Here is a 26,582-nt window from a genome sequence, read left to right on the forward strand (position 1 = left end):
CCTTGTGGGAGAAGGTGGATCGGCGCGCAGCGCCGAGACGGATGAGGGGTGTTGGCCGGAGTGCTGTTAGTGCCAAGCTGGAGCACCCCTCATCCGACCTCGCTTCGCGAGGCCACCTTCTCCCACAAGGGGAGAAGGAAGAGGCGCATTAGTCGTTGCGCGACATGAATGTTGGTATATATAATTTCATCTCATGAAAATGGCTTCGGCGACTGCCGAGAGCCGACAGCATGGGACCTTGATGGCTCGCAAGCTTGAGGGCGCCGCAAGAGCGGCGATCGATCCGCGGATCACTGCTTCGGCAGCACGGCAGCCATGACGCGGTCGCACGACCTCTTCATCGAATTGGGCATCATTCCCGTCTGCGCCTACTTCAGCGCCGACAGCAATTTGCTGCCAATGGACTTGCGCAACGACCAGCTTTTCCAACACAATCAAAAAGACGCAAGAAGGGAACGAACGATAACTTCCACCAGAGCTTGACAGGAGCACAGGCATGTCACTTCGGAGTTTGATTTCGAGATTATCAATGGGAGCCTTAACACTTGCCGCGGCAAGTGCACTGACGCCTTCGGCCCAAGCGGCGGCGCCAGAATCGAACGACCCTATCAAGATCGCGCTGTTCGACTGGACCAGCGTCAATCTGAACGCAAAGATCCTCGGCGGCATTCTTGAAAAGCTGGGATACACGGTCGAGTACCCGACGGCCGATTATCTCTCCAGCCTGACCACCGGCCTTACCAATGGCGATCTCGCTGTCGCCATGGAATTCTGGGATACGACGGCCGGCGAAGCCATGAAGGCCTCGGATGCGACCGGGCAGACCGAACGCCTCGGCCCGCTCGGGCCCAAGGCCAAGGAGGAATGGTGGTATCCCGAATACATGAAGGAGAAATGCCCGGGCCTGCCGAACTGGGAGGCGCTGAAGGACCCGAAATGCGCCGAGGCCTTCTCGACCGCCGAAACGGCACCGAACGGCCGCTATCTCGGCGGGCCGGTGACATGGGAAGGTTTTGACGACGAACGCGTCGAGGCGCTGAAGCTGCCCTTCACCGTCATCCATGCCGGCACCGATGCGGCGATGTTCGCCGAGCTGGATTCGGCCTATCAGCGCAAGGCGCCGATCATGCTGTGGGTCTATTCGCCGCATTGGGCGCCGGCCAAGTACAAGGGCGAATGGGTCGAATTCCCCGACTATACGCCGGAATGCTACAACGACCCGAAATGGGGCGTGAACCCCGAGGCAAAATATGACTGCGGCAAGCCTCATGGCGAGATCTGGAAATATTCCTGGGCGGGCATGAAGGACAAATGGCCGGTCGCCTACAAGGTCGCGAAGAACTACACGATCGACACCGACGAGCTCAACAAGATGAGCGGCCAGATCGATCTCGAAGGCAAGACGCCCGAAGACGTCGCCGCCGCCTGGATCGCCGCCCACGAAGCCGACTGGAAAGCCTGGGCCGAGTGATCGTTCCAACTGGAAACTGCGAGATCCGGCCATTCATGGCCGGGTCTCTATCCCCTATTCCAGAAGGAAGACTGCATGGCCGATACGACTGAACAGGTGCTGCAAGCGGCAGGCACGCCAAACGATGCCCGCCCGATAAAGCTCGCCTGCCGCAACGTCTGGAAGCTGTTCGGCGCCAACGCCGCCAATTTCATCCGCCAGCGCGACGGCAAGGCCAGCATGGCGGAGGTCGCCGCGGCCGGGCTGGTCGGCGCGGTGCGCGCCGTCGACCTCGAAATCCGCCAGGGCGAAATCTTCATCATCATGGGGCTTTCGGGGTCGGGCAAGTCGACGCTGGTGCGCTGCATGTCGCGGCTGGTCGAGCCGACGCATGGCAAGGTCGAGTTCGAGGGCAAGGATCTCCTCAAAATCTCCGATGCCGCGCTGATCGAGCTGCGGCGCCACCGCATGGGCATGGTGTTCCAGAATTTCGCCCTGCTGCCGCATCTGAATGTGCTGGAGAACATCGCCTTTCCACTGGGCATCCAAGGACAGGACCGGCCGACGCGCGAGAAGCGCGCGCGCGAAGTGATCGAGCTTGTCGGCCTGCGCGGCCGCGAGCATTTCTATCCGCGTGAGCTTTCCGGCGGCCAGCAGCAGCGTGTCGGCATCGCCCGCAGCCTCGCCACCAAGCCGGAAATCTGGTTTCTCGACGAGCCGTTCTCGGCGCTCGATCCGCTGATCCGCCGCGAGATGCAGGACGAATTGATGCGGCTGCAGACCATGCTGCACAAGACCATCGTCTTCATCACCCATGATTTCGACGAGGCCATCCGGCTGGCCGACCGCATCGCCATCATGAAGGACGGCGAGGTCATCCAGATCGGCACGCCGGAACAGCTGGTGGTCAACCCGGCGACCGACTATGTCGCCGAGTTCACCCGCGACGTCGACCGCGCCAAGGTGATTTCGGCGCGAAGCCTGATGCGCGCCTGCGCCGGCGCCGAGCATGGCGGCGTGATCGCGCCGGATGCCAAGATATCGAGTTTTTCGGCTGATATCGTCTCGGCCGGCAAGCCGTTCGCCGTCGTCAACGGCACCGGCAAGCCGATCGGCGAAGTCACGCCGCAAGCCGTGATCGATCTTCTGGCCGGCATCGAGCGTTCCGGGGCCAACGCATGACGGTGACGGCAAGCGCCAGCGAGGCGAGATCGCGGCCTGTTCAGCTCTGGCTGGTGGTCTGGGCCGGCGCCTTTGCCGCCGTGCTTGCCGTGTTCCTGCTGCAGGACAGGCTGCCCTGGGCGGTCAATTATCCGGTCGGCGCAATCATTCCGGTCGCCGACTGGGTCAGCGCGTTGATGAGCCTGATAAAGTCGAACTTTTCCTGGCTGACGCGCTCGATCACCGCGGCGCTCGGCGTGCCGCTCGATTTTGCGCTCGGTCTGCTCGCCAAGAATTTCAAGATCGGCCATGGCGCCGACATGCTCGTCCTGCCGCGTCTGTCCTGGGTCGGTGTCTGCATCGCCGCATTCCTGGCCGGACGTGCCGCCGGCGGCTGGAAGCTCGGCGCGCTGGTCGGCGGCTGTTTCCTCTACATCGCGCTGTTCGGCCAGTGGACCAGCGCCATGCTGACGCTCGGGCTGATCTCCATCGCCGTGCCGTTCTGCATCGTCACCGGATTGTTCGTCGGCATCTGGGCGTGGCGCAAGCCATGGGCGGAGCGGCTGCTGATCTCCCCTGCCCTCGACCTGATGCAGACCATCCCGACCTTCGCCTATCTGATCCCGATGCTGCTTTTGTTCGGCAACAGTCCGGTTTCGGCGATGATCGCGACGGCCATTTTCGCGACGCCGCCGATGGTGCGCGCGACGATGCTGGGGCTGTCGCGGGTGCCGTCCGAAATCGACGATTTCAGCGAGATGGCCGGCTGCACGGCGCGACAGAAACTGTGGCGCGTGCTTTTGCCTTCGGCGCGTCCGACATTGATGGTCGGCGTCAACCAGGTCATCATGCTGGCGCTCAATATGGTGATCATCGCTTCGATGATCGGCGCCGGCGGCCTCGGCTACGACGTGCTGTTGGCGCTCAGGGCGCTGAAGGTCGGCGAGGCGATGGAAGCCGGCCTTGCCATCGTGGCGCTGGCCATCGCGCTCGACCGGCTAAGCCAGGCGATCGCGCGCAATCATGCGAAGGGCCATGTCTACCAGGAGGTCAGCCCGAGCTTCTGGCGGCGCTACCCCAATCTGACGCTGGCCGTCGCCGTCCTTGCCGTCACGACACTGCTTGGTCTGTTCGTTCCGGCCTTCGCTGCGGTGCCGAAGGTGATCACCTTCACCACCGCGCCGCTGTGGAAGACAGCGGTGAGCTGGATCACGATCAACTTCTTCGACACGATCGAAGCGTTCCGCGTGGCGCTGATCCTCAATGTGCTGAACCCGGTGCGCGCCTTCTGCGAGGGTTTTCCGTGGCTGGGCGCGGTGTTTCTGCTTGGGCTTGCCGGCTACCAGCTCGGCGGCCTGCGCCTCGCCGCCCTGGTCGCGGCGCTGACCGTCTTCTGCGCGGTGACCGGCCTCTGGGAAAAGACCATGGCGACGGTCTACCTGTGCGGCATCTCGGCCTTCATCGCCTGCCTGATCGGCATTCCGATCGGGCTGATGGCATCGCGCAGCGACCGTGTCGAGAAGATCGTCACCCCGATCATCGACACGCTGCAGGTGCTGCCGTCGTTCTGCTTCATCATCCCGGTGGTGATGCTATTCAGAGTCGGCGACGTGACGGCGATGATCGCGACCGTCGCCTTCGCCGTGGTGCCGGCCATCCGCTACACCAATCACGGACTCAGGCAGGTGCCGCCGGCACTGATCGAGGCGGCAAAGGTGTCGGGCTGCACCAAGCGCCAGACGTTTTTGCGCGTGCAACTGCCGCTGGCGCTGCCTGAGATCATGCTCGGCGTCAACCAGACCATCCTGATGGCGCTGGCGATGATCATCATCTGCGCCATGGTCGGCACCCGCGATCTCGGCCAAGAGGTGTTCATCGCGCTGTCCAAGGCCGATTCCGGCCGCGGCATCGTCGCCGGACTGGCCATCGCCTTCATCGGCATCGTCGCCGACCGGCTGTTCAACGCCTGGACGGCCAAGGCGCGGGCAAGGCTGGGATAGCCGCAAAACAGCGGATCGCGTCCGACCTTCGTCTTGCCCAAAATGCGTCCCAAGCTGGCTTCATGCTGAAGCGCCCCACCGTGATTCTCGCCTTTCTCCTCATCCTTTCCGTCGCTGCCCACGCTGCCGATGGCCTGGAGCAGCGGCTTGGAAAGCTGCTTGACGAGGCCGAGCGCCTGACGCCGCTGCGCACGGTTGCCATCGCGCATGACGGCGCGGTGGTGGCGGAGCGCGGCTATCGCGGCCACTCTCCGGCACGTCCTGCCAACATAAAATCGGCCTCCAAGTCGATCATCTCGGCGCTTATCGGCATCGCCATCGCAAAGGGCGTGCTCAAAGGCACTGACCAGAAGATCGCTCCGCTTCTTCAGGCCGACCTGCCAGCCGCCGCCGATCCGCGCCTCCAGCAGGTGACGATCGGTCAGCTGCTTTCCATGCAGGCGGGGCTCGGTCGGACTTCCGGCCCAAACTACGGGCGCTGGGTGGCAAGCGGCAACTGGGTGCGGGCAGCCCTCGCCATGCCCTTTGACGGCGAACCGGGCGGCACCATGCTTTATTCCACCGGCTCAACGCATTTGCTTTCGGCGATCCTGACGCGGCGGACCGGCCGCTCGACGCTGGAGCTGGCGCGCGAATGGCTCGGGCCGCAGCAGGGCTTTTCCATCACCGCCTGGGACCGCGACCCACAGGGCATCTATCTCGGCGGCAACCAGATGGCCATGAGCCCGCGCTCGCTGCTGGCCTTTGGCGAGCTCTACCGCAGCGGCGGGATGAGCCGCGGCGGACGGCAGCTCGTGCCGGCCGATTGGATCAAGCTCTCCTGGCTGCCACGCACCGCCTCGCGTTTCACCGGTGACGGTTACGGCTATGGTTGGTTCATCCGTCAGATCGCGGGCGAAGCGGTCTTCTACGGGTGGGGCTATGGCGGGCAGATGGTCTATGTTGTGCCCGGGCGCGCGTTGACCGTGGTCATGACTTCAGATGAAAACGGCCCCGCCGGCCGCAGCGGCCACCGCGACGATCTCCATGCCCTGCTCGGCCGGATCATTGAAGCGACGAAAGAGGTGCGCGAGGCGCGCAGCTAGTGCATGTCGCGCAAAGTGTGCGGCGAGGACGCCGCTACTCCGCCGCGACGCCTTTCACCTCGAGATAGGATTCCATCGAATCGTCCATCGCCTGCAGCCAGGGCGTATGGTGCAGCGGCGCCATCGTGCCGGTCATCAGCGAGCGGTAGGCGTGGTCGCGGAAACTCATGATGTCTTGCGCCTTGTGGTGCTCCCATTCCATGAAGGTCTGATTGACAGCCTCGACGTCGAAGCCCGGATAGTCGGTCTGCTCCATCAATTCCCTGGTGTAGTCGCCCTGGAACCAGATCATCTGCTCGGCGTCTTCCAGCGTTTCCTCGCGCGCCCGCCATTTCGCGCCATGTTCGGCCATCGCCTCGGCCGAGGGCAGTTTTAGGCGGCCCATGATGACGTCTCGGGCGAACCAGGCCTGTGCGTCGAACATGTTGAAGGTGTAGAACTGGTCCTGCATGCCGATATAGGACAGCTGCGGGTTCTTCTCCCAGACGACGCCCTCAAAAAGCCCGTCCGGCCACATCCGGTTGGCGGTCTTGAGCTTCAGATCTTCGGTGAGGAACGGGAAGGAGTGGAGGTAGCCGGTGCACAGGATGATGGCGTCGACATCCCTGGTGCTGCCGTCCTTGAAATGCGCGGTCTTGCCGACGACCTTCTGCAGCAGCGGCACTTCCTGCCAGTTGTCAGGCCATTTGAAACCCATCGGCTTCGAGCGGTAGCTGGAGGTGATCGATCTGGCGCCGTATTTGTAGCATTGCGAGCCGATGTCCTCGGCCGAATAGGAGCGGCCGATGATCAGGATGTCCTTATCCCTGAATTCCATGGCGTCGCGGAAATCATGGCTGTGCAGGATGCGGCCGTTGAAGCTCGAAAAACCCTCGAAATAGGGAACGTTGGGCACGGAAAAATGCCCCGAGGCGACGACGACGTTGTCGAACTCCTCCGAATAGGTGACGTCGTTGCTGCGGTCATGCGCGGTGACGGTGAACTTTTTCGTCGCGTCGGAGAACGTCACCATACGCACCGGGCTGTTGAAGCGCACCCATTGGCGCACGTTGGATTTTTCGACGCGGCCCTTGATGTAGTCCCACAGCACGGCGCGCGGTGGGTAGGAGCCGATCGGCCGGCCAAAGTGCTCTTCGAACGTGTAGTCGGCGAATTCGAGGCATTCCTTCGGCCCGTTCGACCAGAGGTAGCGGTACATCGAGCCGTGCACCGGGTCGCCATGCTCGTCGAGGCCGGTGCGCCAGGTGTAGTTCCACAGGCCGCCCCAGTCGGACTGCTTTTCGAAGCAGACGATATCCGGAATGTCCGCGCCCTTGTCGGCTGCCGACTTGAAGGCTCGAAGCTGGGCCATGCCGGACGGTCCGGCTCCGATGACGGCAACACGACTTTTCATTTGCGGGCCTCCCGGTCTCATTTCCCTAACGAAACAAATTTCACTGACAGGACAGTAATTGCCCCTTCGATGCTGTCAACAGGCCTTCTGCCGAAACCACGGTTCACCCGACTGGATTTTCGGCAGAACCGCTGATGGCGGAAACCCGGGAGAGCATGCCATTCGAGCTAAACTGGCTTGCTGTCGCAGTTGCGCTCTGTATCCGCAGCGAATATGTTCACCCTGAGTGAAATAAATTTGCAGACCCGGGGTGGCGACATGGCGAAGAAAGCTTCCAGTTTCCGCAATGGGGCAGCCGCCGCCAAGGCCAAGCCATCGCCTAAAAACGTGGCAACGATCCGGGCGCCACTGACCCAGGACCCGCACGCCGTTCGCGACACCCGCGAAAAGGTCCTCGAGGTCGCGATCGGCCGCGAGGTGCGGGCGTTTCGCAAGAAACTCGGCATCACCGTTGCCGATCTTGCCGCAGCCACCGACATTTCGCTTGGCATGCTGTCGAAGATCGAAAACGGCATCACCTCGCCGTCGCTGACCACCTTGCAGGCGCTGTCGCGGGCGCTCGGCGTTCCGGTCACCGCCTTCTTCCGCCGCTTCGAGGAAGAGCGCAGCGCCGTCTTCGTCAGGGCTGGCGAAGGCCTCGACGTCGAGCGCCGCGGCACGCGCGCCGGCCACCAGTACAATCTGCTCGGCCATATCGGCTCCAACACCAGTGGCGTCGTCGTCGAGCCCTATCTCATCACGCTGACCGAGGATTCCGATGTGTTTCCGACTTTTCAGCACGAAGGCATGGAGTTCCTCTACATGCTCGAAGGCGAGGTCACCTACCGGCACGGCAGCAATCTCTACCCGATGAAGCCCGGCGACAGCCTGTTCTTCGACGCCGACGCGCCGCACGGGCCGGAGGTGCTGACAGTCCTGCCGATGCGCTATCTCTCGATCATCTGCTATCCGCAGGGCAGCGCGGGGTGAGAGGGTTGGTCTGCGAAGGACTGCGCCTCATTCCAGCTTGGCTTCCTCGCCCCCACGAAGTGGGAGAGAGGTGCTCGGCGAAGCCGAGACGGAGAGGGGGAACCGCGCCCTACGAAAGCCCCCTCTCCGGCCGCTTCGCGGCCACCTCTCCCCCGCTTCGCGGGAGCGAGGAACCCAGGTCTTGAGAGGGCAGCGCAACGGGGAACCCAGGCAAAAACTCAATCAGGCCCCGAAGCCTGCTGACGTCGGGCTGCCGTCGTCGAGCTTCGACAGCCACTCGACCAGCGTCGCGCGATAGCGCGACAAGCCTTTGTAATTGGCGAGTTCTTCGGGCAGGTCGCGAATGACGCGATGCAGGCGCCGCGCCCATATCGGCTGCGTCACCAGCTCGTCCATCTTGATCAGGTAGCAGCGGATCGGGAAGACGATGCCGTTCGAGCGCGGCAGCCGCCAGAAGCTTTGCAGCTCAACGCGCAGGTGGACCTTGTCGCCGACGTTTTCGGGCGTCACCGTCGTCCGGTCCGGACCCCATTTATGATAATTTTCCGGACTGGTGTCGAGGCGCGGATTGATGGTCATCGTCCAGTTCAGCCGCCGCGCCGGCTTGCCCTGTTGGATGTTGGTGAGGAATTTTAGCGCCCGGGTGAAAATCCCCTTCTCATGCGCCAGCGGCACCGGCGCGTGCCATTCGAAGAAGTTCATGCCGATGTCGAAATCCAGCGACCAGTCGGCCTGGGTGGTGACCATGCCGGCATCCATCCACAGATTGCCGTCACGCTGGTCGAGGATGCAGAAATCGCCCTGGCTTTGCCGCGTGATGTATTCCATCGGCCCGTAGGGCAGCGTCGAGACATCGCCGAAGGTGAAGCTGTCGTCGATGCCGAGCGGCCGGTTGATCCAGCGCCATTTGTCGCCGTCGCGCGTCAGCGTGAAATGCTCGGGAGAGCCCAGCGCCTGCTGTTCCATCAGAAGTTCGAGCAGGTCCCAGCCGGCCAGCGTCATGTGCGGCAGCGACTGGCAGCGCAGCGGGTCTTCCGCCAGCACCAGCGCGCGGTCCTGCATCTCGGAGACATAGTGCTCGTCGACGTCGATCAGGTTTTCGAGCGCGCTGCCCTTCGGTCCGACGACGTGCGGCTCGATGTTGACCGCATACATGTAGCTGTCTTCGTGGAACGGGAACGGAAACCGCCTGATGTGCTCCGGGCTGTTCCTGAAGGTGAAGTCGTTACGGAACGTTTCGTTACGAAAGGTGATGCCCAGGCTCGCCTCCTATCTTTCCAGAACCAGCGACCTACCCTCGAAGCGCGAGACGCAAGGCATGATCTTCTTGCAGGATCGGTGCTCTTCCTCGCTCAGCCAGTGGTCGTTGTGGATGAAGTTGCCGTCATGCGCGATGACATTGGTCTCGCACTGGCCGCAGACGCCGCCGCGGCAGAGATAGGGCGGATCGACGCCGGCCGCCTCGATCGCCTCGAGCAGGCTCTGCTGCTCGCCGACGCGGATGGCCTTGCCGCTGACCGCCAGCGTCACCTCGAACGGGGCGCCGGGCTGCGGCGCGGCAAAATGCTCGAAATGCACGGTTTCCGCCGGCCAGCCCAGCGCAGCGGCGCGATCGCGCACCCAGCCGATCATGCCGGACGGGCCGCAGACGTAGAGATGCGTGCCGAGCGGCTGCGACGACAGCAGCCGGTCGAGCTCGATGCGCTCGTCGCGATCGTCGTGATAGAGCCTGACCCGGCGATCGTAGCGCTCCTTGAGCACATCGGCATAGGTGCCGAGCGAAGCGGTGCGGCAGGTGTAATGCAACTCGAAATTGCCGCCATCCGCCGCCAGCTGCGCGGTCTGCGCCATGAACGGCGTGATGCCGATGCCGCCGGCCAGCATCAAATGCTTCCTGGCGCGCAGGTCGAGCGAGAACAGATTGACAGGATAGCTGATCACCATCTCATGGCCGGGCCTGACAGTGCTGTGCATGAACAGCGAGCCGCCGCGGCCGGCATCGTCGCGGCGCACCGAGATGGTATACTCGCGCGTGTCGAGCGGCGAGCCCATCAGCGAATAGGGATTGAGCCTGGTCCGCTCGCCGTCGCGCATCTCCACCACAACATGGGCGCCGCCGGAGAATGTCGGCAAAAGCTGCCCGTCGCGCCGGCGGAAATGGAAGCGCGTTACCAGTTCGTTGACCGGGACGACATCGCTCACCACGACGTCGAGCTTGGTGGTGCCGGTGCTCATCGAAAGATCTCCTCCGCCGGAGGAATTTCGCTGCGGTCTTCCGCATTGATGCAGACGCCCTGGAATGCGGCGAGGCGCCTGGAATAGTGATCGCGTACCAGAAGAAGCAGGCCACAATGCGAGCAGGTCGCCGGCTGCGTCGTCACGCTTTCGGTGATGCCCTTGCAATGGACGCATTGGACGCGGCGCGCCAGCGAGCCGCGATGCTCGGTCTGGATCGAGGTGTGGTCGATGCCGGCTTCGAGCGCCGCCTGCATCGCCTGGCCGATCAGCCCCTCGGTGCCGGCGAGATAGGGGCGCAGGCCCATATGCGCGTTGGCCAGCGTCTGCTTCAGCCGCGGCAGGGCGCTGGCGAAGGAAGGCCCCTGATAGAACTGGGCCGGCTTCAGCGCTTCGAGCGCGGCGACATGCTGGCCCTCATTACCGGGGATGAAAATAATATGGGCATCGGCAAAAAAACCGTCGGGCGCCTTGGCGGCCAAGTCCGTTATCGCCAGCGCGCCGTCTGCATCGGCCACGAAAAGATGGTGCTTGCCGGGCTGCGGCGACAGGGTTCCGTAGACCGGCCGGCTGATGATGCTTTTCGCTGCCATCCTCTCAGTATGCCTCAGCCTTTTGCCGTGCGCTTGGTCTTCTTCGGATCATCGAATGGAAGCGGCTCAGCCGTCGCGCTGATGGCGCCGCTCTGGTTGCGGATCTCGAGCCTGGTGCCCTGGACGGCGCAGTCGACGTCGAGCCGGGCAATGCCCATCGATTTCTGGACCAGCGGCGAATACATGGCGCAGGTCACCACGCCGACCCTTTTGCCGTCGCGATAGACCGGTGCGCCCTCGTCGGCCGGCTCCTTGCCTTCGAGCAGCACGCCGAAGATCTTGAAGCGTTCCTTGCCCTTGAGGCGGTAGTGCTCCTCGGCGCCGCGAAACCCTGTCTTGCCGGGGCTGACGGTAAAATCGAGGCCGAGTTCCCACAGCGTGTCGCCGGGGCCTTCGTTCTCGAACGGATATTTCTGCGAATTGTCGTAGGGGTAGAACAGGAGGTAGCTCTCGACGCGCAGCATATCGAGCGTGGTGAACCGGCACGGGATGATGCCGGCGCTCTTGCCCTCGTCGAGGATGGTGTCCCAGATCGTGCCGGCATCCTGGCCACGGCAGAAGATCTCGTAGCCGCGTTCGCCGGTGTAGCCGGTGCGCGAGATCATCACCGGAAAACCGAACAGCCGGGTCTGCATGTGATGGAAATAGGCGAGGTCGCGTATGCCAGGCACATGCTTGGCCAGGTAGTCGACTGATATCGGTCCCTGCAGCGAAAGGTCGTGCAGATTGTCGTCAAAGCGCAGCGAGACATCGCGGCCCATGGCGGCGCGCTGCAACTCCTCTTGGCCGGTGCCCGAACCATGCACAACCATCCAGGCATTCGGACCGGTGCGGTAGAGGATGCAGTCGTCGGTGAACTTGCCGGCCTCGTTGAGCATGCAGGCATAAGCCGACTTGCCGGGATATATTTTCTCGACGTCGCGCGTCGTGGCGAGGTCGATCAGGTGCGAGGCATGCGGCCCGGTGATGTGGACCTTTTTCAGGCCCGACACGTCCATCAGCCCGGCCTTGGTGCGGATGGCGATGTACTCCTCGTCGGCGTCCTTGTCGTAGGTCCAGGCCGTGCCCATCCCGCTCCAGTCTTCGAGCTTCGAACCGAGCGCACGATGGCGATCCGCCAAGGTCGAAAATCTCCAGGATGCGGTCATGGACTTGCTTCTCCTCACAAGATTGCCGGCGTCCGCCGCTCAAGGGCACTGAGGCCATGCGACGGTCCGCGCCATATTGACTCAAAACTCCAAAAGCGCGCAATACTAAGATGCAAAAAGTTTTACTGAGAGGCAAGGAACGCAACTGAACGGAGGGGACATGCAATGGAAGGGAATCTCAACGCTCTAACGACCATTTTCACGGAGTTCTATTACTGGGTGACCATCGTCATGATGTTCCTGATCCATGTCGGGTTCTGCATGTACGAGGTCGGCGTGTCGCGCCGGCGCAATCATCTGAAAACGCTGATGAAAAACGCGATGGCGATTCCGCTCGTCACGATCACCTTTTATTTTTTCGGATGGTGGATCTATTTCGGCTTCCCCAACGGGCCGGGCATCGCCGGCGGACTTGTCACCGCACCTTTCGCCGAACCATGGAATCCGCTGATGGGCACCCATCTCTCCGGCGTCAATCCCGGCGAGACGGGGGTCACGCCGACCGACGCGGCGTTGTGGCATCGCCTCAACGGCGTGTTCTGGGGCGCCTTTCTGCTGTTCTCCATCACGACGGCGTCGATCATCTCGGGCTCGATCATAGAGCGCGCGCGCTCAGGCGCGTTCTGGATCGTCGCGGTGCTGATCGGCTCGGTCCTGTGGATCCTCGACGCGTCCTGGGGCTGGCATCCGCAAGGCTGGATGGTGAAACTCTGGGGCTATCATGATGCGTATGCATCGGGCGTCGTGCACGCGATCGCCGGCGGAGCGGCGCTCGCCTTTCTCATCGTGCTGGGCCCGCGCATCGGCAAGTTCAGGCCCGACGGCACGGCGCGCGACATCCCGCCCCACAATGTCTGGCTGGTCACGATCGGCCTGTTCCTGATCTTCACCGGCTTTTGGGGCTTCTATGCCGCGTGCAACATTCCGCTGATCAGCCCGGCCACGATTGCCGGCCAGATCACCGGCGAGACCTGGACGGCGACCAATATCTATCTCGCGCCGACGACGCTCTCGGCGATCACCTTCAACTTCTTGATGTCGCTGTCGGGCGGCATGCTGGCCGGCTACATCGTCTCGAAAGGCGACCCTTTCTGGACATTCTCGATGGGGCTTTGCGGCATTATCTCGGCCTCGGCCGGCAATGACCTCTATCACCCGATCCAGGCGATGCTGATCGGCGCGATCGTCCCGAGCATCTGCTACAAGCTGCACTATTTCGTCGAGCGCCGCTTCAAGATCGATGATGCGGTCGGCGCCGTTGCGGTGCACGGTTATGGCGGCTTTCTCGGGGTGGTGGTGGCGGGCTTCATGCTGTGGGGACAGCCGTCCTCGCCCTATGAGGGCTTCGCGCACATCAACCCGCTCGGCAATTTCGCTGGTGCGGTGCTGATGTTCGTGCTCGGCTTCGTCCCCACCTTCGTCGTCTGCAAGATACTGAACAGCATGAACCTCCTGCGCGTACCGAAGAAGGTCGAACTCGAGGGCGTCGACTTTGCCCTCAACCATGCGTTCGAGGCGTCGGTCCACGAACTGGGAACCGCCGAAAAGGCCATGATCAAATAGTCAACCGTCAACTAGTCAAACGACAGGGAGAACCGCAATGTCTACCAATGGAATGGAAAGCTGGGCCGTGGACCTCAAGGACATCGGCGCGATCTACCCTTTCCAGGGTTCTGAAGTGGTGATGGTGATCGTCGGCCTCGTCTTCTGGATCGGGTGGCACGTCCTCCAGACGCGCCAGGAGAACGCTGAGATCGAGGCCGATTTGGCGGCGGATCGCAGCGGCGAGGAGACGAGAGCGGCGATCGATCGCCATTAGACCGGGACAAGGTCGTCCGGCATCAAATTGCGCCGGACGACTTGTCCGTGATGAAAAAAACTTTCATATGAGTTGAATTCTTGATATGAAGCTGGTAGCACCGAAATCATACCTCACCGCGGGAGCCTGACATGTGCGGAATCGTCGGATTGTTTTTGAAGGACAAGGCGCTCGAACCCCAGCTCGGCTCGATGCTTTCGCAGATGCTGATCTCGCTCAGCGATCGCGGTCCCGACAGTGCCGGCATCGCCATCTATGGCGCGCCATCCGGCAACGAGGCCAAGATCACCATGCAGTCGGCAAAGCCGGAGCAGGATTTCAGCAACCTTGACGCCGAACTCGCCAAGGCGATCGGAGCGCCAGTAAGCATCGCAGTGAAATCGACGCATGCTGTGGTCAGGACCGCGCCTGCCAAGGTCGACGAAGTGCGCGAGGCGATCCAGGCGCTGCGCCCCGACATCCGCATCATGGGCGCCGGCGAGGTCGTCGAAATCTACAAGGAAGTCGGCTTGCCCGAAACGGTTGTCGATCGCTTCGACGTGCGCAGCATGACCGGCACGCACGGCATCGGCCATACCCGCATGGCGACGGAATCGGCAGTTACGACGATGGGCGCGCATCCGTTCTCGACCGGCGCCGACCAATGCCTGGTGCATAATGGCTCGCTTTCCAATCACAACAATGTCCGCCGCGAGCTGATCCGCGAAGGCATGAAATTCGAGACCGAGAACGACACCGAAGTCGCGGCCGCCTATCTCTCCTCGCAGATGGCGCATGGCAAGAATCTCGGCGAGGCGCTGGAAGGCACGCTGAGCGACCTCGACGGCTTCTTCACCTTCGTCGTCGGCACCAAGAACGGCTTCGGCGTGGTGCGCGATCCGATCGCCTGCAAGCCTGCCGTCATGGCCGAGACCGACCAATATGTCGCCTTCGGCTCGGAGTATCGTGCGCTGACCAAACTGCCCGGCATCGACAATGCGAGGGTCTGGGAACCCGAGCCTGCAACCGTCTATTTCTGGGAGCATTGAGTTCATGCCGGCAATCAACGTCTCCAAGGCACTCGACCAGAGCCACGCATCAGGGGTGTTCGACTTGGCCGAGATTCCGCTGCGCGAGCTCAACCAGGCGCTTCACGATTTGACTCCCGGTTCGAACCAGACCGCCTGGGAAGTGCTCAATCCGAAAGGCAGCCATTCGGTCGCCGTCGGCGTCGACCAGCCGGTCACCATCGATGTCCGCGGCAGCGTCGGCTATTATTGCGGCGGCATGAACGACGGCAGCGCCATCACGGTGCATGGCTCGGCCGGACCCGGCGTCGGCGAAAACATGATGTCGGGCTCGATAACGGTCAAAGGCGATGCCAGCCAATATGCCGGTGCCACCGGCAGGGGCGGGCTGCTGGTCATCGAGGGCAACGCGTCGTCGCGCTGCGGCATCTCGATGAAGGGCATCGACATCGTCGTCCACGGCAATATCGGCCACATGTCGGCCTTCATGGCGCAGTCCGGCAATCTGGTGGTGCTGGGCGATGCCGGCGATGCGCTCGGCGATTCCATCTACGAGGCGCGGCTGTTCGTGCGCGGCAAGGTCGGCAGCCTCGGCGCCGACTGCATCGCCAAGGAGATGCGGCCCGAGCATCTGGCATTGCTGCAGGACCTGCTCGACCGCGCCGGGGTGACCGGCGTCAAGGCGGCGGAGTTCACGCGTTACGGCTCGGCGCGCACCCTCTACAATTTCAACATCGACAACGCCGACGCGTATTGAGGCTCAATGACCTATCGCAACCCGCCGACGACGCCGCGCAAATCCGCGACCTTCGACGACTACACGCTTTCCGAGATCCGTCGCGCCGCTGCGAACGGCATCTATGATATCCGCGGCGCCGGCGCCAAGCGCAGGCTGCCGCATTTCGACGACCTGCTTGTCCTCGGCGCCTCGATCTCGCGCTATCCGCTCGAAGGCTATCGCGAGCGCTGCGACACCAGTGTCGTACTGGGCTCGCGCCATGCGAAAAAGCCGATCGAGCTGAAAATCCCGATCACCATTGCCGGCATGAGTTTTGGCTCGCTGTCCGGCCCGGCCAAGGAAGCGCTCGGCCGCGGCGCGACGCTGTCCGGCACCTCGACGACGACCGGCGACGGCGGCATGACCGAGGAAGAGCGCGGCCATTCAAAGACGCTGGTCTACCAGTACCTGCCGTCGCGCTACGGCATGAACCCGCGCGACTTGCGCCGGGCGGATGCGATCGAGATCGTCGTCGGCCAGGGTGCCAAGCCTGGTGGCGGCGGCATGCTGCTTGGCCAGAAGATCTCCGACCGTGTCGCCGAGATGCGCACGCTGCCCAAGGGTATCGACCAGCGCTCAGCCTCACGCCATCCCGACTGGACCGGGCCAGACGATCTCGAAATCAAGATCCTGGAACTGCGTGAGATCACCGACTGGGAAAAGCCGATCTACGTCAAGGTCGGCGGCGCGCGGCCCTATTACGATACAGCCCTTGCGGTGAAATCAGGCGCCGATGTCGTCGTGATCGACGGCATGCAGGGCGGCACCGCCGCAACCCAGGAAGTGTTCATCGAGAATGTCGGCCAGCCGACGCTTGCCTGCATCCGGCCGGCGGTGCAGGCACTGCAGGATCTCGGCATGCATCGCAAGGTGCAGCTGATCATCTCCGGCGGCATCCGCAACGGCGCCGATGTCGCCAAGGCGCTGGCGCTCGGCGTCGACGCGGTGTCGATCGGCACCGCCGCACTTGTCGCGCTCGGCGACAACGATCCGCGCTGGGAGGCGGAGTACAACGAGCTCGGCACCACCGCCGGCGCCTATGACGACTGGCACGAGGGCCGCGATCCGGCCGGCATCACCACGCAGGACCCCGAGCTGATGAAACGGCTCGATCCGATAGCGGCCGGGCGACGGCTGGCGAATTATCTCAAGGTGATGACGCTGGAGGCGCAGACGATCGCCCGCGCCTGCGGCAAGAACAGCCTGCACAATCTCGAGCCCGAGGATCTCGTCGCGCTGACGATCGAAGCCGCCGCCATGGCCGGCGTGCCGCTGGCCGGCACCAACTGGATACCGGGGAAGAACGGCTTCTGATACCAACTACCAAATACCAATAAGCGAGGAACTATAATGGGGAACGATCTCGCCGCCTTCGCCAAGGGGAACGGCGTCAAATATTTCATGATTTCCTACACCGACCTGTTCGGTGGACAGCGCGCCAAGCTGGTGCCGGCGCAGGCCATCGCCGACATGCAGAAGGACGGCGCCGGCTTTGCCGGCTTTGCCACCTGGCTCGACCTGACGCCGGCGCATCCAGACATGCTGGCGGTGCCGGATCCGGATTCGGTCATCCAGCTGCCGTGGAAGCCGGAAGTCGCCTGGATTGCCGCCAATTGCATGATGGACGAAAAAACGGTCGCCCAGGCGCCGCGCAACACGCTGAAGCGGCTGATTGAAGAGGCGGCGGGCGACGGCATGCATGTCAAGACCGGCGTCGAGGCCGAATTCTTCCTGATCTCGCCGGACGGCAAGACGATTTCCGACGAATACGACACGGCGTCAAAGCCCTGCTACGACCAGCAGGCGGTGATGCGGCGCTATGATGTCATCGCCGAGATCTGCGACCACATGCTGGCGCTCGGCTGGGGCGCCTACCAGAACGACCATGAGGACGCCAACGGCCAGTTCGAGATGAACTGGGCCTTCGACGATGCGCTGGCGACCGCCGACAAGCATTCCTTCTTCAAGTTCATGGTGAGGTCCGTTGCGGAAAAGCACGGCCTGCGCGCCACCTTCATGCCAAAACCATTCCCCGGCCTGACCGGCAATGGCTGCCACGCCCATATCTCGGTGTGGGACAAGGACGGCAAGACCAATGTCTTTGCCGACAACGCCATGGAGCTCGGCCTGTCGGCGAAGGGCAGGAATTTTCTCGGCGGCATCATGAAGCATGCCTCGGCACTTGCCGCGATCACCAACCCGACGGTCAATTCCTACAAGCGCATCAATGCGCCGCGCACCATTTCGGGCGCCACCTGGGCGCCGAACTCGGTGACCTGGACCGGCAACAACCGCACCCATATGGTGCGCGTGCCCGGCCCCGGACGCTTCGAGCTGCGCCTGCCCGACGGCGCGGCAAACCCTTACCTGCTGCAGGCGGTCATCATCGCCGCCGGCCTCGACGGCATCCGCTCGAAGGCCGATCCCGGCAAGCGCTACGACATCGACATGTACCAGTTCGGGCATACGGTGGAGGGCGCGCCGAAGCTGCCGCTCAACCTGCTCGATGCATTGCGCGAGTTCGACAACGACAAATCGCTCAAGGCGGCGCTGGGTGAGGAATTCTCGTCGGCTTATCTAAAGCTGAAGCATCAGGAATGGAATTCCTATGCTTCCCACTTCACCCAGTGGGAGCGCGACCACACGCTGGATATCTAGAGCATCGGACCGAAAAGTGTGAAGCGGTTTTCGGACGATTCCGATGCGTCAAGAATGGTCCTGCGCGGCGCGAGCGATCTCGGAATAGAACCATGAAATACTCGATCTTCTCCCTCGCCCGTGCGGCATTTTCCGGTCACAAGAATTGGCAGCGCACCTGGCGCGACGCCAGCCCGAAGGACCGCTACGACGTGGTGATCATCGGCGGCGGCGGCCACGGCCTGGCGACGGCATGGTTCCTCGCCAGCGAATACGGCATCAGGAATGTCGCCGTGCTCGAAAAGGGCTGGATCGGCTCCGGCAATGCCGGCCGCAACACCACCATCATCCGCTCCAATTACGGGCTGCCCGGCAATACCGGCTTCTACGAGCTGTCGATGAAGCTGTGGGAGCGGATGGAGCAGGACCTCAACTACAACACGATGGTCAGCCAGCGCGGCGTCATCAACCTTTACCATTCCGATGCGCAGCGCGACGCCTATGCCCGGCGCGGCAACACGATGCGCATCAACGGCATCGATGCCGAACTGCTCGACCTTGCCGCGGTCAAGAAGATGATGCCGTTCCTGAACTTCGACAATGCCCGCTTTCCCGTGCAAGGCGGCCTGCTGCAGCGGCGTGGCGGCACAGCACGCCACGACGCCGTGGTCTGGGGCTACGCCCATGCGGCGAGCGCGCTCGGCGTCGACATCATCCAGAACTGCGAGGTGACCGGCTTTGGGCGCGACGCCAACGGCAAGGTGACCGGCGTCGAGACATCGCGCGGCACAATCGGCGCCGGCAAGGTCGGCATGGCCGTCGCCGGCAGTTCGTCGCGCGTCGCGGCGATGGCTGGCCTGCGGCTGCCGATCGAGAGCCATGTGCTGCAGGCCTTCGTTTCCGAGGCGATCAAGCCGCTGATCCCCAATGTCATGACCTTCGGCGCCGGCCATTTCTATGTCAGCCAGTCGGACAAGGGCGGGCTGGTCTTCGGCGGCGATATAGACGGCTACAATTCCTATGCCCAGCGCGGCAACATGCCTGTGATGGAAGACGTCTGCGAGGGCGGCATGGCGCTGATGCCGATGATCGGTCGCGTGCGCCTGTTGCGCCAATGGGGCGGCATCATGGACATGTCGATGGATGGCTCGCCGATCATCGACAAGACGCCGGTGGACGGGCTCTATCTCAATGCCGGCTGGTGCTATGGCGGCTTCAAGGCGACGCCCGGCTCCGGCCTTGTCTTTGCCCATCTTCTGGCCCGCGACGAACTGCACAAGGAGGCGGCGCGCTTCCGCCTCGACCGGTTCCGGCGGGGCGCTGTCATCGATGAAAAGGGCGTCGGCGCCCAACCGAACCTGCACTGAGGACGGCCCGAAAAGCATGCGTATTGTCTGTCCCTTCTGCGGCGAACGCGAACTCGGCGAGTTCACCTGTCTCGGCGACGCCAAGCCGCTGCGGCCGGCAGCCGGCGCCTCGGAAGACGAGGTGTTCGACTATGTCTATCTGCGCGACAACATTGCCGGCGAGGCCAGCGAACATTGGTACCATGGCGGCGGCTGCCGGGCCTGGCTGAAGATCACCCGCAACACGCTGACGCACGAGATCTCCTCGGTCGAGCCGGCGGCGGGTGTCGGGGCGAGGCAGGTGGCAAAATGAGTATTCTTAGCCAGCTCAGCGCTGCCGCGAAGAGCGCAAGGCCCCTACCTCCCCCTTGTGGGGAGGTCGGACCGCAGGTCCGGGTGGGGGTCGGCGCCGCACCCCCACCCCGCTGCTTCGCAGCGACCCTCCCCACAAGGGGGAGGGTTAGGGGCAGCGCGACGCTCCGGCATGAAGGCCGGCAACCGTGATCACCAGCCAGCCCCATCGTCTCACATCGGGCGGTCTCATCGACCGCTCATTGCTGCTGAACTTTCGCTTCGACGGCAAAACCTTTGCCGGCTTCCAGGGCGACACGCTGGCCTCGGCGCTGATCGCCAATGGCGTCAAGCTGGTCGGCCGCTCGTTCAAGTACCACCGGCCGCGCGGCATCCTGACCGCGGGCTCGGAAGAACCCAACGCACTGGTTGAGCTGCGCACCGGAGCCCGGCGTGAGCCCAACACCAAGGCGACCACCGCCGAACTTTATGACGGTCTGGAAGCCGCCAGCCAGAACCGCTGGCCGTCGCTGCGCCACGATCTGATGGCGGTCAACCAGCTGTTCTCACCGATGTTCGTCGCCGGCTTCTACTACAAGACCTTCATGTGGCCGGCAAAATTCTGGGAAGCAGTCTACGAGCCGGCGATCCGCCGCGCCGCCGGTCTCGGCCGCGCCGCGGGCGTTGCCGATCCTGATCATTACGACAAGACGTGGGCGCATTGCGACGTGCTGATCGCCGGTTCCGGCCCAGCCGGGCTGGCGGCAGCACTTGCCGCCGGCCGATCTGGTGCCCGCGTCATCCTGTGCGAGGACGATTTTGCGCTTGGCGGCCGCCTGCTTGCCGACGGCGGCACGATCGACGGGGTGCCCGCAGCCGAATGGATTTCGCGCACGCTGGCAGAACTCGCCTCGCTGCCGGACGTCCGCATCATGACCCGCACGACACTGTTCGGCGTCTATGACGGCGGCACCTATGGCGCGATCGAGCGGGTCAACGACCACCTGCCCTCGCCGCCAGAGCATCAGGTGCGCCAGCGGCTGTGGCGGATCGTGGCAAAGCGCTCGATTGTTGCCGCCGGCGCCATCGAACGGCCGATCGTCTTTGCCGGCAACGACACGCCCGGCGTGATGATGGCTTCGGCAATGCGGAGCTATATCGCACGCTATGCGGCAACCCCGGCGAAGAGGATTGCGCTGTTCACCAACAATGACGATGGCTGGCGCACGGTCGAGGCGGCACTCGACGCCGGATTGCAGATCGCTGCCGTCGTCGATGCGCGTCCAGACGTATCGGCCGCGCATCGCGCGCTTGCCGCCAAAACCGGCTTTGCCATTTTGAACGGTTTCGTCAGCGGGGTGGACGGCGGCAAGGACGGTGTCAGGAAAATCTCGATATCCCTGGCAGGCGGCGCACGCGCCGAGGTCGAAGCCGACGGGCTTGCCGTTTCCGGCGGCTGGAACCCGGCGGTCGGGCTGACCTCATCCCATCGCGGCCGGCCGAAATGGCAGGACGATATATCGGCCTTCGTGCCGGACGGCGCGCCTCCCGACATGGTGGCCGCCGGTGCCGCCAACGGCGCTTTTGGGCTCGGCGCCTGCCTGCGCCAGGGGTTTGCCGCCGGTGCGGCGGCGGCGCAGAGCGCCGGGCACAGCGGCAGTGCCGGCACGCCGCCAGTCGCCGACGACGAAGCTTTTTCGCTGACCCCGCTCTGGCATGTTGCCGGCAAAGGCAAAGCCTTTGTCGACTACCAGCATGACGTCACCGCTGCCGACATCGAACTGGCGCAGCGCGAAGGCTTTGAATCGGTCGAGCACCTGAAACGCTATACGACGCTCGGCATGGCGACCGACCAGGGCAAGACCTCGAATGTCGCCGGCCTCGCCATCATGGCGGCGATATCAGGCAAATCCATTCCCGAGACCGGCACGACGATCTACCGGCCGCCCTATGTGCCGGTCGCCATCGGCGCCTTTGCCGGCCATCATCGCGACGAAAACTTCCACGCGACAAGGCTGACGCCGTCGCATCACTGGGCAGTTGAACAGGGCGCTGTGTTCGTCGACACCGGCCTGTGGAAGCGCGCGCAATGGTATCCGCGCGCCGGCGAGAAGGACTGGCTGGAAACGGTCATCCGCGAGGTCAAGGCGGTACGCTCCGGCGTCGGCTTTTGCGACGTCTCGACGCTCGGCAAGATCGACGTGCACGGACCGGATGCCGGCACCTTCCTCGACCGCGTCTACATCAACACCTTCTCCAATCTTGCCGTGGGAAAAGCCCGCTACGGGCTGATGCTGCGCGAGGACGGCATGGTCTATGACGACGGCACCACGTCGCGGCTGGCCGAGGATCACTATTTCCTGACAACCACCACCGCCAAGGCCGGGCCGGTGATGCAGCATCTCGAATTCTGCCGGCAGGTGCTGTTTCCTCAATTCGATGTGCAACTCACGTCAGTCTCCGACCAGTGGGCGCAATTCTCGATCGCCGGGCCGAAGACCCGGGACCTGCTTCGCGAAATCGTCGATCCGGCCGAGGACCTTTCGAACGAGGGTTTTCCATTCATGGGAGCGCGGGAGGTATCCCTTCGCGGCGGCATCAGGGCGCGGCTGTTCCGCATTTCGTTCTCCGGCGAGATGGCGTTCGAGATCTCCGTTCCGGCCCGCTACGGCGACGCGCTGGTGCGCAACCTGATGCTAGCCGGCAAACAATTCGGCGTCACGCCCTACGGCACCGAGGCGCTTGGCGTCATGCGCATCGAAAAGGGCCATGTCGCCGGGCCCGAGCTGAACGGCACGACGACCGCGGCCGATCTCGGCTTGGGCAAGATGATGTCGACCAAAAAGGATTTTGTCGGCCGCGTCATGGCCGGACGCGAGGCGCTGGTCGCACCGGATCGGCAGGTCGTGGTCGGCATCAAGCCGACGGACAGAGCGCGCCGCCTGCGCTCCGGCGCGCATGTCGTTCCGAAAGGCGAGATACCGGGCCCCGCCAACGACCAGGGCTATGTCACCTCGGTCTGTTTCTCGCCGATGCTTGACCAGTGGATCGGGCTGGCGCTTGTCGAGCGCGGCCGCGAGCGCATCGGCGAGATCGTCCATGCGCACGATCCGCTGCGCGGTGAAGACTATGATGTCGAGCTGTGCAATCCCGTCTTCTACGATCCGGATGGAGGGCGCCAGCGTGGCTGAGTTTTCGTGGCTTTCTCGCAGTCCGCTGGAGCATGTCCTTGTCGTGGGCGCCCATGGCGCGCGCGACGTCGCGCCGGGCATTTCCCTCACTGAAGTTCGCAATTTCGACCTGATCCAGGTGATGGCGCGGCGCGGCAAAGGGGCGGAACTGGCAAACGCCGCCAAGGTCCGTTTCGGCATGGCGGCTCCGGATCTGCCTAAGGCCGTCAGCGCTTCGGACGTGACGCTCATCTGGTCGGGACCGGATCAGTTCCTCGTCCTGTCCAAGAGCGGCAAGCACACGATCGACATTTTGAGCCAGGCGTTCTCGCAGTCCGCCTCGCTGTCGGACCAGTCGCATGCGCGCGCCCTGATCAGCGTCTCGGGAGCCAAGGCGCGCGCCATGCTGGCGAAATTGTCGTCGCTCGATCTGCACCCGGCGGCGTTTCCGATCTACGCCGCTGCCGCCACGTCGATCGACCATACCAGCGTCAATCTCTGGCGTGGCGATGACCGGCCGGATGGGCAGGCGGTGTTCAATCTTCTGGTGTTTGCAAGTTTCGCCGAAAGCCTGTGGCACACGATGCTCGACTCGGCGGCCGAGTATGGCGTCGACATCGGGTATTCAGGGGAGTTGGGGTAGCGGTTGTTCGCACCTTCCCTTCTCCCCTTGTGGGAGAAGGTGGCCTCGCGAAGCGAGGTCGGATGAGGGGTGTTCCAGCTTGACACCGACAGCATTCCGTCCAACTCCCCTCTTCCGTCTCGGCGCTACGCGCCGATCCACCTTCTCCCACAAGGGGAGAAGGGGGAGCCCCACCACCTTCGCCTTGCCAAACCGACACGCACTGCTATTCTTGCTGCGAAAATAATTTTACGCACAGGCAAACTTGTTTCTTGAGACCCGGGTCGAGATGAGCCAGTCGCCCTACCCCGCCGTCGCCGCCGGACCGCCACGACCGAGCCTGATCCTGCGGCCCGGCCAGATGGCGCTGCCGGCCGGTATGGAGCGCTATTCCGTTCAAGGCAATGGTGCGGTGCTCATCGATGTCGAGGCCGGCGATACCATCAGCGTACGCAACGTCGAAGGCGGCCAGGCCTGCGAGCTCTTGGCATGGGACAAGAGCGGCGTGACTGATGCCGGCATTTTCGGCGAGAACTCGAACAGCAATGCCGCCGGCATCAAGGCGCTGCTGGCCGATGGCGACGACAGCCTCGCGTCGTTGCGCCGGGGGCTCGAGCGACGCCAGGTGCAGCTCGACCAGGCAAAGGCGGTTCGCATCTTCGGCGGCACCACCCCTGCCGGGACCGAACAGGGTTTTGCCGTCGCCCGCAATGGCTCGATGCTGATCGCCGCTCCGGGCGGGCCGATGCCGGTCGACGGCCACGACACGGCAACGCCGCTCGGCGTCATCGTACGCCGCGCCACGATCCTTCCGGCGGCGAAGTCCAGGCTTGGCGACCCGCTGGCCGACCCGGTGCTCGATTTGCGCGTCCATTCGGCGACCGCGGAAGCCTACTTCGTCAAGGCGGGTGACTATCTGCAGATCATCGATGTCGACGGGCGCCAATGCACCGACTTCCAGTGCTTTTCGGCGCGCAAGCTCGACAAGGGACGCGACCATCCGCTCGACGTGACGACGACCCGCACGCTGATGGGTTCGAGCTATCCGATGCCAGGCCTGCATTCGAAATATTACGACCAAGACATGGAGCCGCTGGTCGAGGTGATGCAGGACACCTGCGGCCGGCACGATGCGTTCGCGCTCGCTTGCGCCGCCAAATATTACGACGACATCGGCTATCCCGGTCATCCCAACTGCTCGGAGAATTTCAACCGCGCGCTCGCCGACAAGGGTGTAACTCCGCGCGCGGGCTGGATGGCGATCAATTTCTTCTTCAACACGGCGATCGACGCGCATGGCGTCATGGTGTCGGACGAGCCATGGTCGCGGCCGGGCGACTATGTGCTGCTGCGGGCGCTTACCGACATCGTTTGCGTGTCGTCCGCCTGTCCCGACGACACGACGCCGGCCAATGGCTGGAACCTGACCGACATCCATGTGCGGACCTATTCCGGTAAGCATAAATTCTCGCGAGCGATCGCCAGACGCATGACGCCCGATTCGGAACCGAAAATGACCCGCGAGACATCATTTCATTCGAGCTTTGCCAAGCACACCCGCAACTTCGTCGAGTACAGGGGTTATTGGCTCGCCAACGCCTTCGCCAGGCAGGGTCCTATCGACGAATACTGGGCCTGCCGGCGGGATGCCGTGATCATGGACCTGTCGCCGCTGCGCAAATTCGAGGTCACCGGCCCGGATTCCGAAGCGCTGCTGCAATACACGCTGACCCGCGACATCAAAAAACTCGGCGTCGGCCAGGTGGTCTACTCCGCCATGTGCTACGAGCATGGCGGCATGATCGACGACGGCACGCTGCTCAGGCTCGGCAAGGACAATTTCCGCTGGGTCGGCGGCGACGATCTTTCCGGCGAATGGTTGCGCGACACCGCGACGCGCCTCGACCTCAACGTGCTGGTGCGCTCGTCGACCGACCAGATGCACAATGTCGCCGTGCAGGGACCGAAGAGCCGCGACATCCTGAAGGAGATCATCTGGACTTCGCCGCTGCAGCCGTCGATCGAGGAGCTCGAATGGTTCCGTTTCGCCGTCGCCCGCATCGGCGGCGGCAACGGCATTCCAATCGTCGTCTCGCGCACCGGCTACACCGGCGAACTCGGCTACGAAATCTGGTGCCATCCGCGCGACGCCGAAAAGGTGTTCGACGCCATCTGGGCGGCCGGCCAGCCGCATTGCTTGAAGCCGATGGGGCTGCAGGCGCTCGACATGGTACGCATCGAGGCCGGGCTGATCTTTGCTGCTCACGAATTTTCCGACCAGACCGATCCGTTCGAGGCCGGCATCGGCTTCACCGTGCCGCTGAAGAGCAAGACCGACGATTTTATCGGCCGCGAGGCGTTGATCCGGCGCAAGGAAAACCCGCAGAGGAAACTGGTCGGCCTCGACATCGACGCCAATGTCGCGGTCGGGCATGGCGATTGCGTCCATGTCGGCCGCGCCCAGATCGGCGAGGTCACGTCCGCCACGCGCTCGCCGCTGCTCAACAAGACCATCGCGCTGGCCAGGCTTGACGTCACCCATGCTGCGTTCGGCACCGCGGTCGAGATCGGCAAGCTCGACGGCCACAGCAAGCGGCTGCCCGCACGCGTCGTGACTTTTGCCCATTACGACCCGCAAAAGACCAGGCCGCGGTCCTGATCTTGCCTTCTCCCCTTGTGGGAGAAGGTGGATCGGCGCGTAGCGCCGAGACGGAAGAGGGGTGCTGGACGGAGTGCCGCCCGGCCAAACCGGAACACCCCTCATCCGACCTCGCTTCGCGAGGCCACCTTCTCCCACAAGGAGGCCTTTGCACAGAATCGGATTGATGATTCCGGGGGTAAGGAAGAGAGGGAGATGATTCGGATGGTCGATCGTGTT

Annotated in this window: 21 protein-coding genes; 16 read left to right on the plus strand and 5 right to left on the minus strand. The window is 63.5% G+C overall.

The features are described 5' to 3' along the window. Positions 1 to 496: 496 nt before the first annotated feature. From BLT09_RS32495 to BLT09_RS32510, 4 genes are all read left to right on the plus strand, one after another. Positions 497 to 1,471 carry an ABC transporter substrate-binding protein gene (locus tag BLT09_RS32495; RefSeq protein WP_091600558.1) on the plus strand — a complete coding sequence of 325 codons (975 nt, stop codon included), beginning with the start codon at positions 497 to 499 and terminating at the stop codon, positions 1,469 to 1,471. Positions 1,472 to 1,546: 75 nt separating this feature from the next. Continuing rightward, complete coding sequence (locus BLT09_RS32500; RefSeq protein WP_091600559.1) at positions 1,547 to 2,632, plus strand: quaternary amine ABC transporter ATP-binding protein; 1,086 nt, start codon at positions 1,547 to 1,549, stop codon at positions 2,630 to 2,632. After that, positions 2,629 to 4,611 carry an ABC transporter permease gene (locus tag BLT09_RS32505; protein ID WP_091600560.1) on the plus strand — a complete coding sequence of 661 codons (1,983 nt, stop codon included), beginning with the start codon at positions 2,629 to 2,631 and terminating at the stop codon, positions 4,609 to 4,611. Before BLT09_RS32500 ends, BLT09_RS32505 begins: the two co-directional genes overlap by 4 nt. A 62-nt stretch (positions 4,612 to 4,673) precedes the next feature. Continuing rightward, positions 4,674 to 5,696 carry a serine hydrolase domain-containing protein gene (locus tag BLT09_RS32510; RefSeq protein WP_091600561.1) on the plus strand — a complete coding sequence of 341 codons (1,023 nt, stop codon included), beginning with the start codon at positions 4,674 to 4,676 and terminating at the stop codon, positions 5,694 to 5,696. Between the two features lie 34 nt (positions 5,697 to 5,730). On the opposite strand, the gene BLT09_RS32515 is transcribed toward BLT09_RS32510, so the two are convergent. Continuing rightward, positions 5,731 to 7,089, minus strand: coding sequence for an NAD(P)-binding domain-containing protein (locus BLT09_RS32515; RefSeq protein WP_091600562.1), 1,359 nt, complete (start codon positions 7,087 to 7,089; stop codon positions 5,731 to 5,733). A gap of 258 nt (positions 7,090 to 7,347) precedes the next feature. Here BLT09_RS32515 and BLT09_RS32520 point away from each other — a divergent pair, with 258 nt between their 5' ends. Then, positions 7,348 to 8,058, plus strand: a complete 711-nt coding sequence (locus tag BLT09_RS32520) for a helix-turn-helix domain-containing protein (RefSeq protein ID WP_091600563.1) — start codon at positions 7,348 to 7,350, stop codon at positions 8,056 to 8,058. 222 nt (positions 8,059 to 8,280) lie between these two features. Here BLT09_RS32520 and BLT09_RS32525 read toward each other — a convergent pair whose 3' ends face one another. The 4 genes from BLT09_RS32525 to BLT09_RS32540 are packed head-to-tail and all read right to left on the minus strand — an operon-like array spanning position 8,281 to position 12,034. Next, complete coding sequence (locus BLT09_RS32525; protein ID WP_091600564.1) at positions 8,281 to 9,318, minus strand: heme-dependent oxidative N-demethylase family protein; 1,038 nt, start codon at positions 9,316 to 9,318, stop codon at positions 8,281 to 8,283. A gap of 9 nt (positions 9,319 to 9,327) precedes the next feature. After that, positions 9,328 to 10,293 (minus strand): PDR/VanB family oxidoreductase, encoded by a 966-nt coding sequence (locus BLT09_RS32530; RefSeq protein ID WP_091600565.1) that lies wholly within the window; start codon positions 10,291 to 10,293, stop codon positions 9,328 to 9,330. Next, on the minus strand, positions 10,290 to 10,886 hold the full coding sequence (locus BLT09_RS32535; RefSeq protein ID WP_091600566.1) for a dimethylamine monooxygenase subunit DmmA family protein: 597 nt from the start codon (positions 10,884 to 10,886) through the stop codon (positions 10,290 to 10,292). Before BLT09_RS32535 ends, BLT09_RS32530 begins: the two co-directional genes overlap by 4 nt. Positions 10,887 to 10,900: 14 nt before the next feature. Beyond that, on the minus strand, positions 10,901 to 12,034 hold the full coding sequence (locus tag BLT09_RS32540; protein ID WP_091600567.1) for an aminomethyl transferase family protein: 1,134 nt from the start codon (positions 12,032 to 12,034) through the stop codon (positions 10,901 to 10,903). Positions 12,035 to 12,199: 165 nt separating this feature from the next. On the opposite strand from BLT09_RS32540, the gene BLT09_RS32545 reads away from it, so the two are divergent. The 11 genes from BLT09_RS32545 (at position 12,200) to BLT09_RS32600 (ending at position 26,363) form a co-directional block, all read left to right on the plus strand. Continuing rightward, a complete protein-coding gene (locus BLT09_RS32545) occupies positions 12,200 to 13,597 on the plus strand; it encodes an ammonium transporter (RefSeq protein ID WP_091600568.1) in 1,398 nt (465 codons plus the stop codon). Positions 13,598 to 13,634: 37 nt separating this feature from the next. Beyond that, entirely contained in the window at positions 13,635 to 13,853 is a 219-nt protein-coding gene (locus BLT09_RS32550) for a hypothetical protein (protein WP_091600569.1), read from the plus strand. A gap of 131 nt (positions 13,854 to 13,984) precedes the next feature. Continuing rightward, entirely contained in the window at positions 13,985 to 14,881 is an 897-nt protein-coding gene (locus BLT09_RS32555; protein WP_091600570.1) for a class II glutamine amidotransferase, read from the plus strand. Between the two features lie 4 nt (positions 14,882 to 14,885). Then, a complete protein-coding gene (locus tag BLT09_RS32560; RefSeq protein ID WP_091600571.1) occupies positions 14,886 to 15,617 on the plus strand; it encodes a GltB/FmdC/FwdC-like GXGXG domain-containing protein in 732 nt (243 codons plus the stop codon). A 6-nt stretch (positions 15,618 to 15,623) separates the two neighbouring features. Further along, entirely contained in the window at positions 15,624 to 16,952 is a 1,329-nt protein-coding gene (locus BLT09_RS32565) for an FMN-binding glutamate synthase family protein (protein ID WP_091600572.1), read from the plus strand. Positions 16,953 to 16,988: 36 nt separating this feature from the next. Then, on the plus strand, positions 16,989 to 18,296 hold the full coding sequence (gene glnT / locus BLT09_RS32570; protein ID WP_091600573.1) for a type III glutamate--ammonia ligase: 1,308 nt from the start codon (positions 16,989 to 16,991) through the stop codon (positions 18,294 to 18,296). Between the two features lie 92 nt (positions 18,297 to 18,388). Beyond that, on the plus strand, positions 18,389 to 19,642 hold the full coding sequence (locus BLT09_RS32575; RefSeq protein WP_091600574.1) for a sarcosine oxidase subunit beta family protein: 1,254 nt from the start codon (positions 18,389 to 18,391) through the stop codon (positions 19,640 to 19,642). A 16-nt stretch (positions 19,643 to 19,658) separates the two neighbouring features. Beyond that, positions 19,659 to 19,934 (plus strand): sarcosine oxidase subunit delta, encoded by a 276-nt coding sequence (locus BLT09_RS32580; RefSeq protein ID WP_091600577.1) that lies wholly within the window; start codon positions 19,659 to 19,661, stop codon positions 19,932 to 19,934. Positions 19,935 to 20,124: 190 nt separating this feature from the next. After that, a complete protein-coding gene (locus BLT09_RS32585; protein ID WP_167366598.1) occupies positions 20,125 to 23,103 on the plus strand; it encodes a sarcosine oxidase subunit alpha in 2,979 nt (992 codons plus the stop codon). Beyond that, positions 23,096 to 23,725 carry a sarcosine oxidase subunit gamma gene (locus BLT09_RS32590; protein ID WP_091600578.1) on the plus strand — a complete coding sequence of 210 codons (630 nt, stop codon included), beginning with the start codon at positions 23,096 to 23,098 and terminating at the stop codon, positions 23,723 to 23,725. The genes BLT09_RS32585 and BLT09_RS32590 overlap by 8 nt, the downstream gene beginning before the upstream one ends. Positions 23,726 to 23,993: 268 nt before the next feature. Continuing rightward, positions 23,994 to 26,363 (plus strand): trimethylamine N-oxide demethylase, encoded by a 2,370-nt coding sequence (locus tag BLT09_RS32600; protein WP_091600576.1) that lies wholly within the window; start codon positions 23,994 to 23,996, stop codon positions 26,361 to 26,363. Positions 26,364 to 26,582: the final 219 nt, after the last annotated feature.

This window comes from Mesorhizobium muleiense (assembly GCF_900099905.1).
Lineage (GTDB): Bacteria > Pseudomonadota > Alphaproteobacteria > Rhizobiales > Rhizobiaceae > Mesorhizobium > Mesorhizobium muleiense.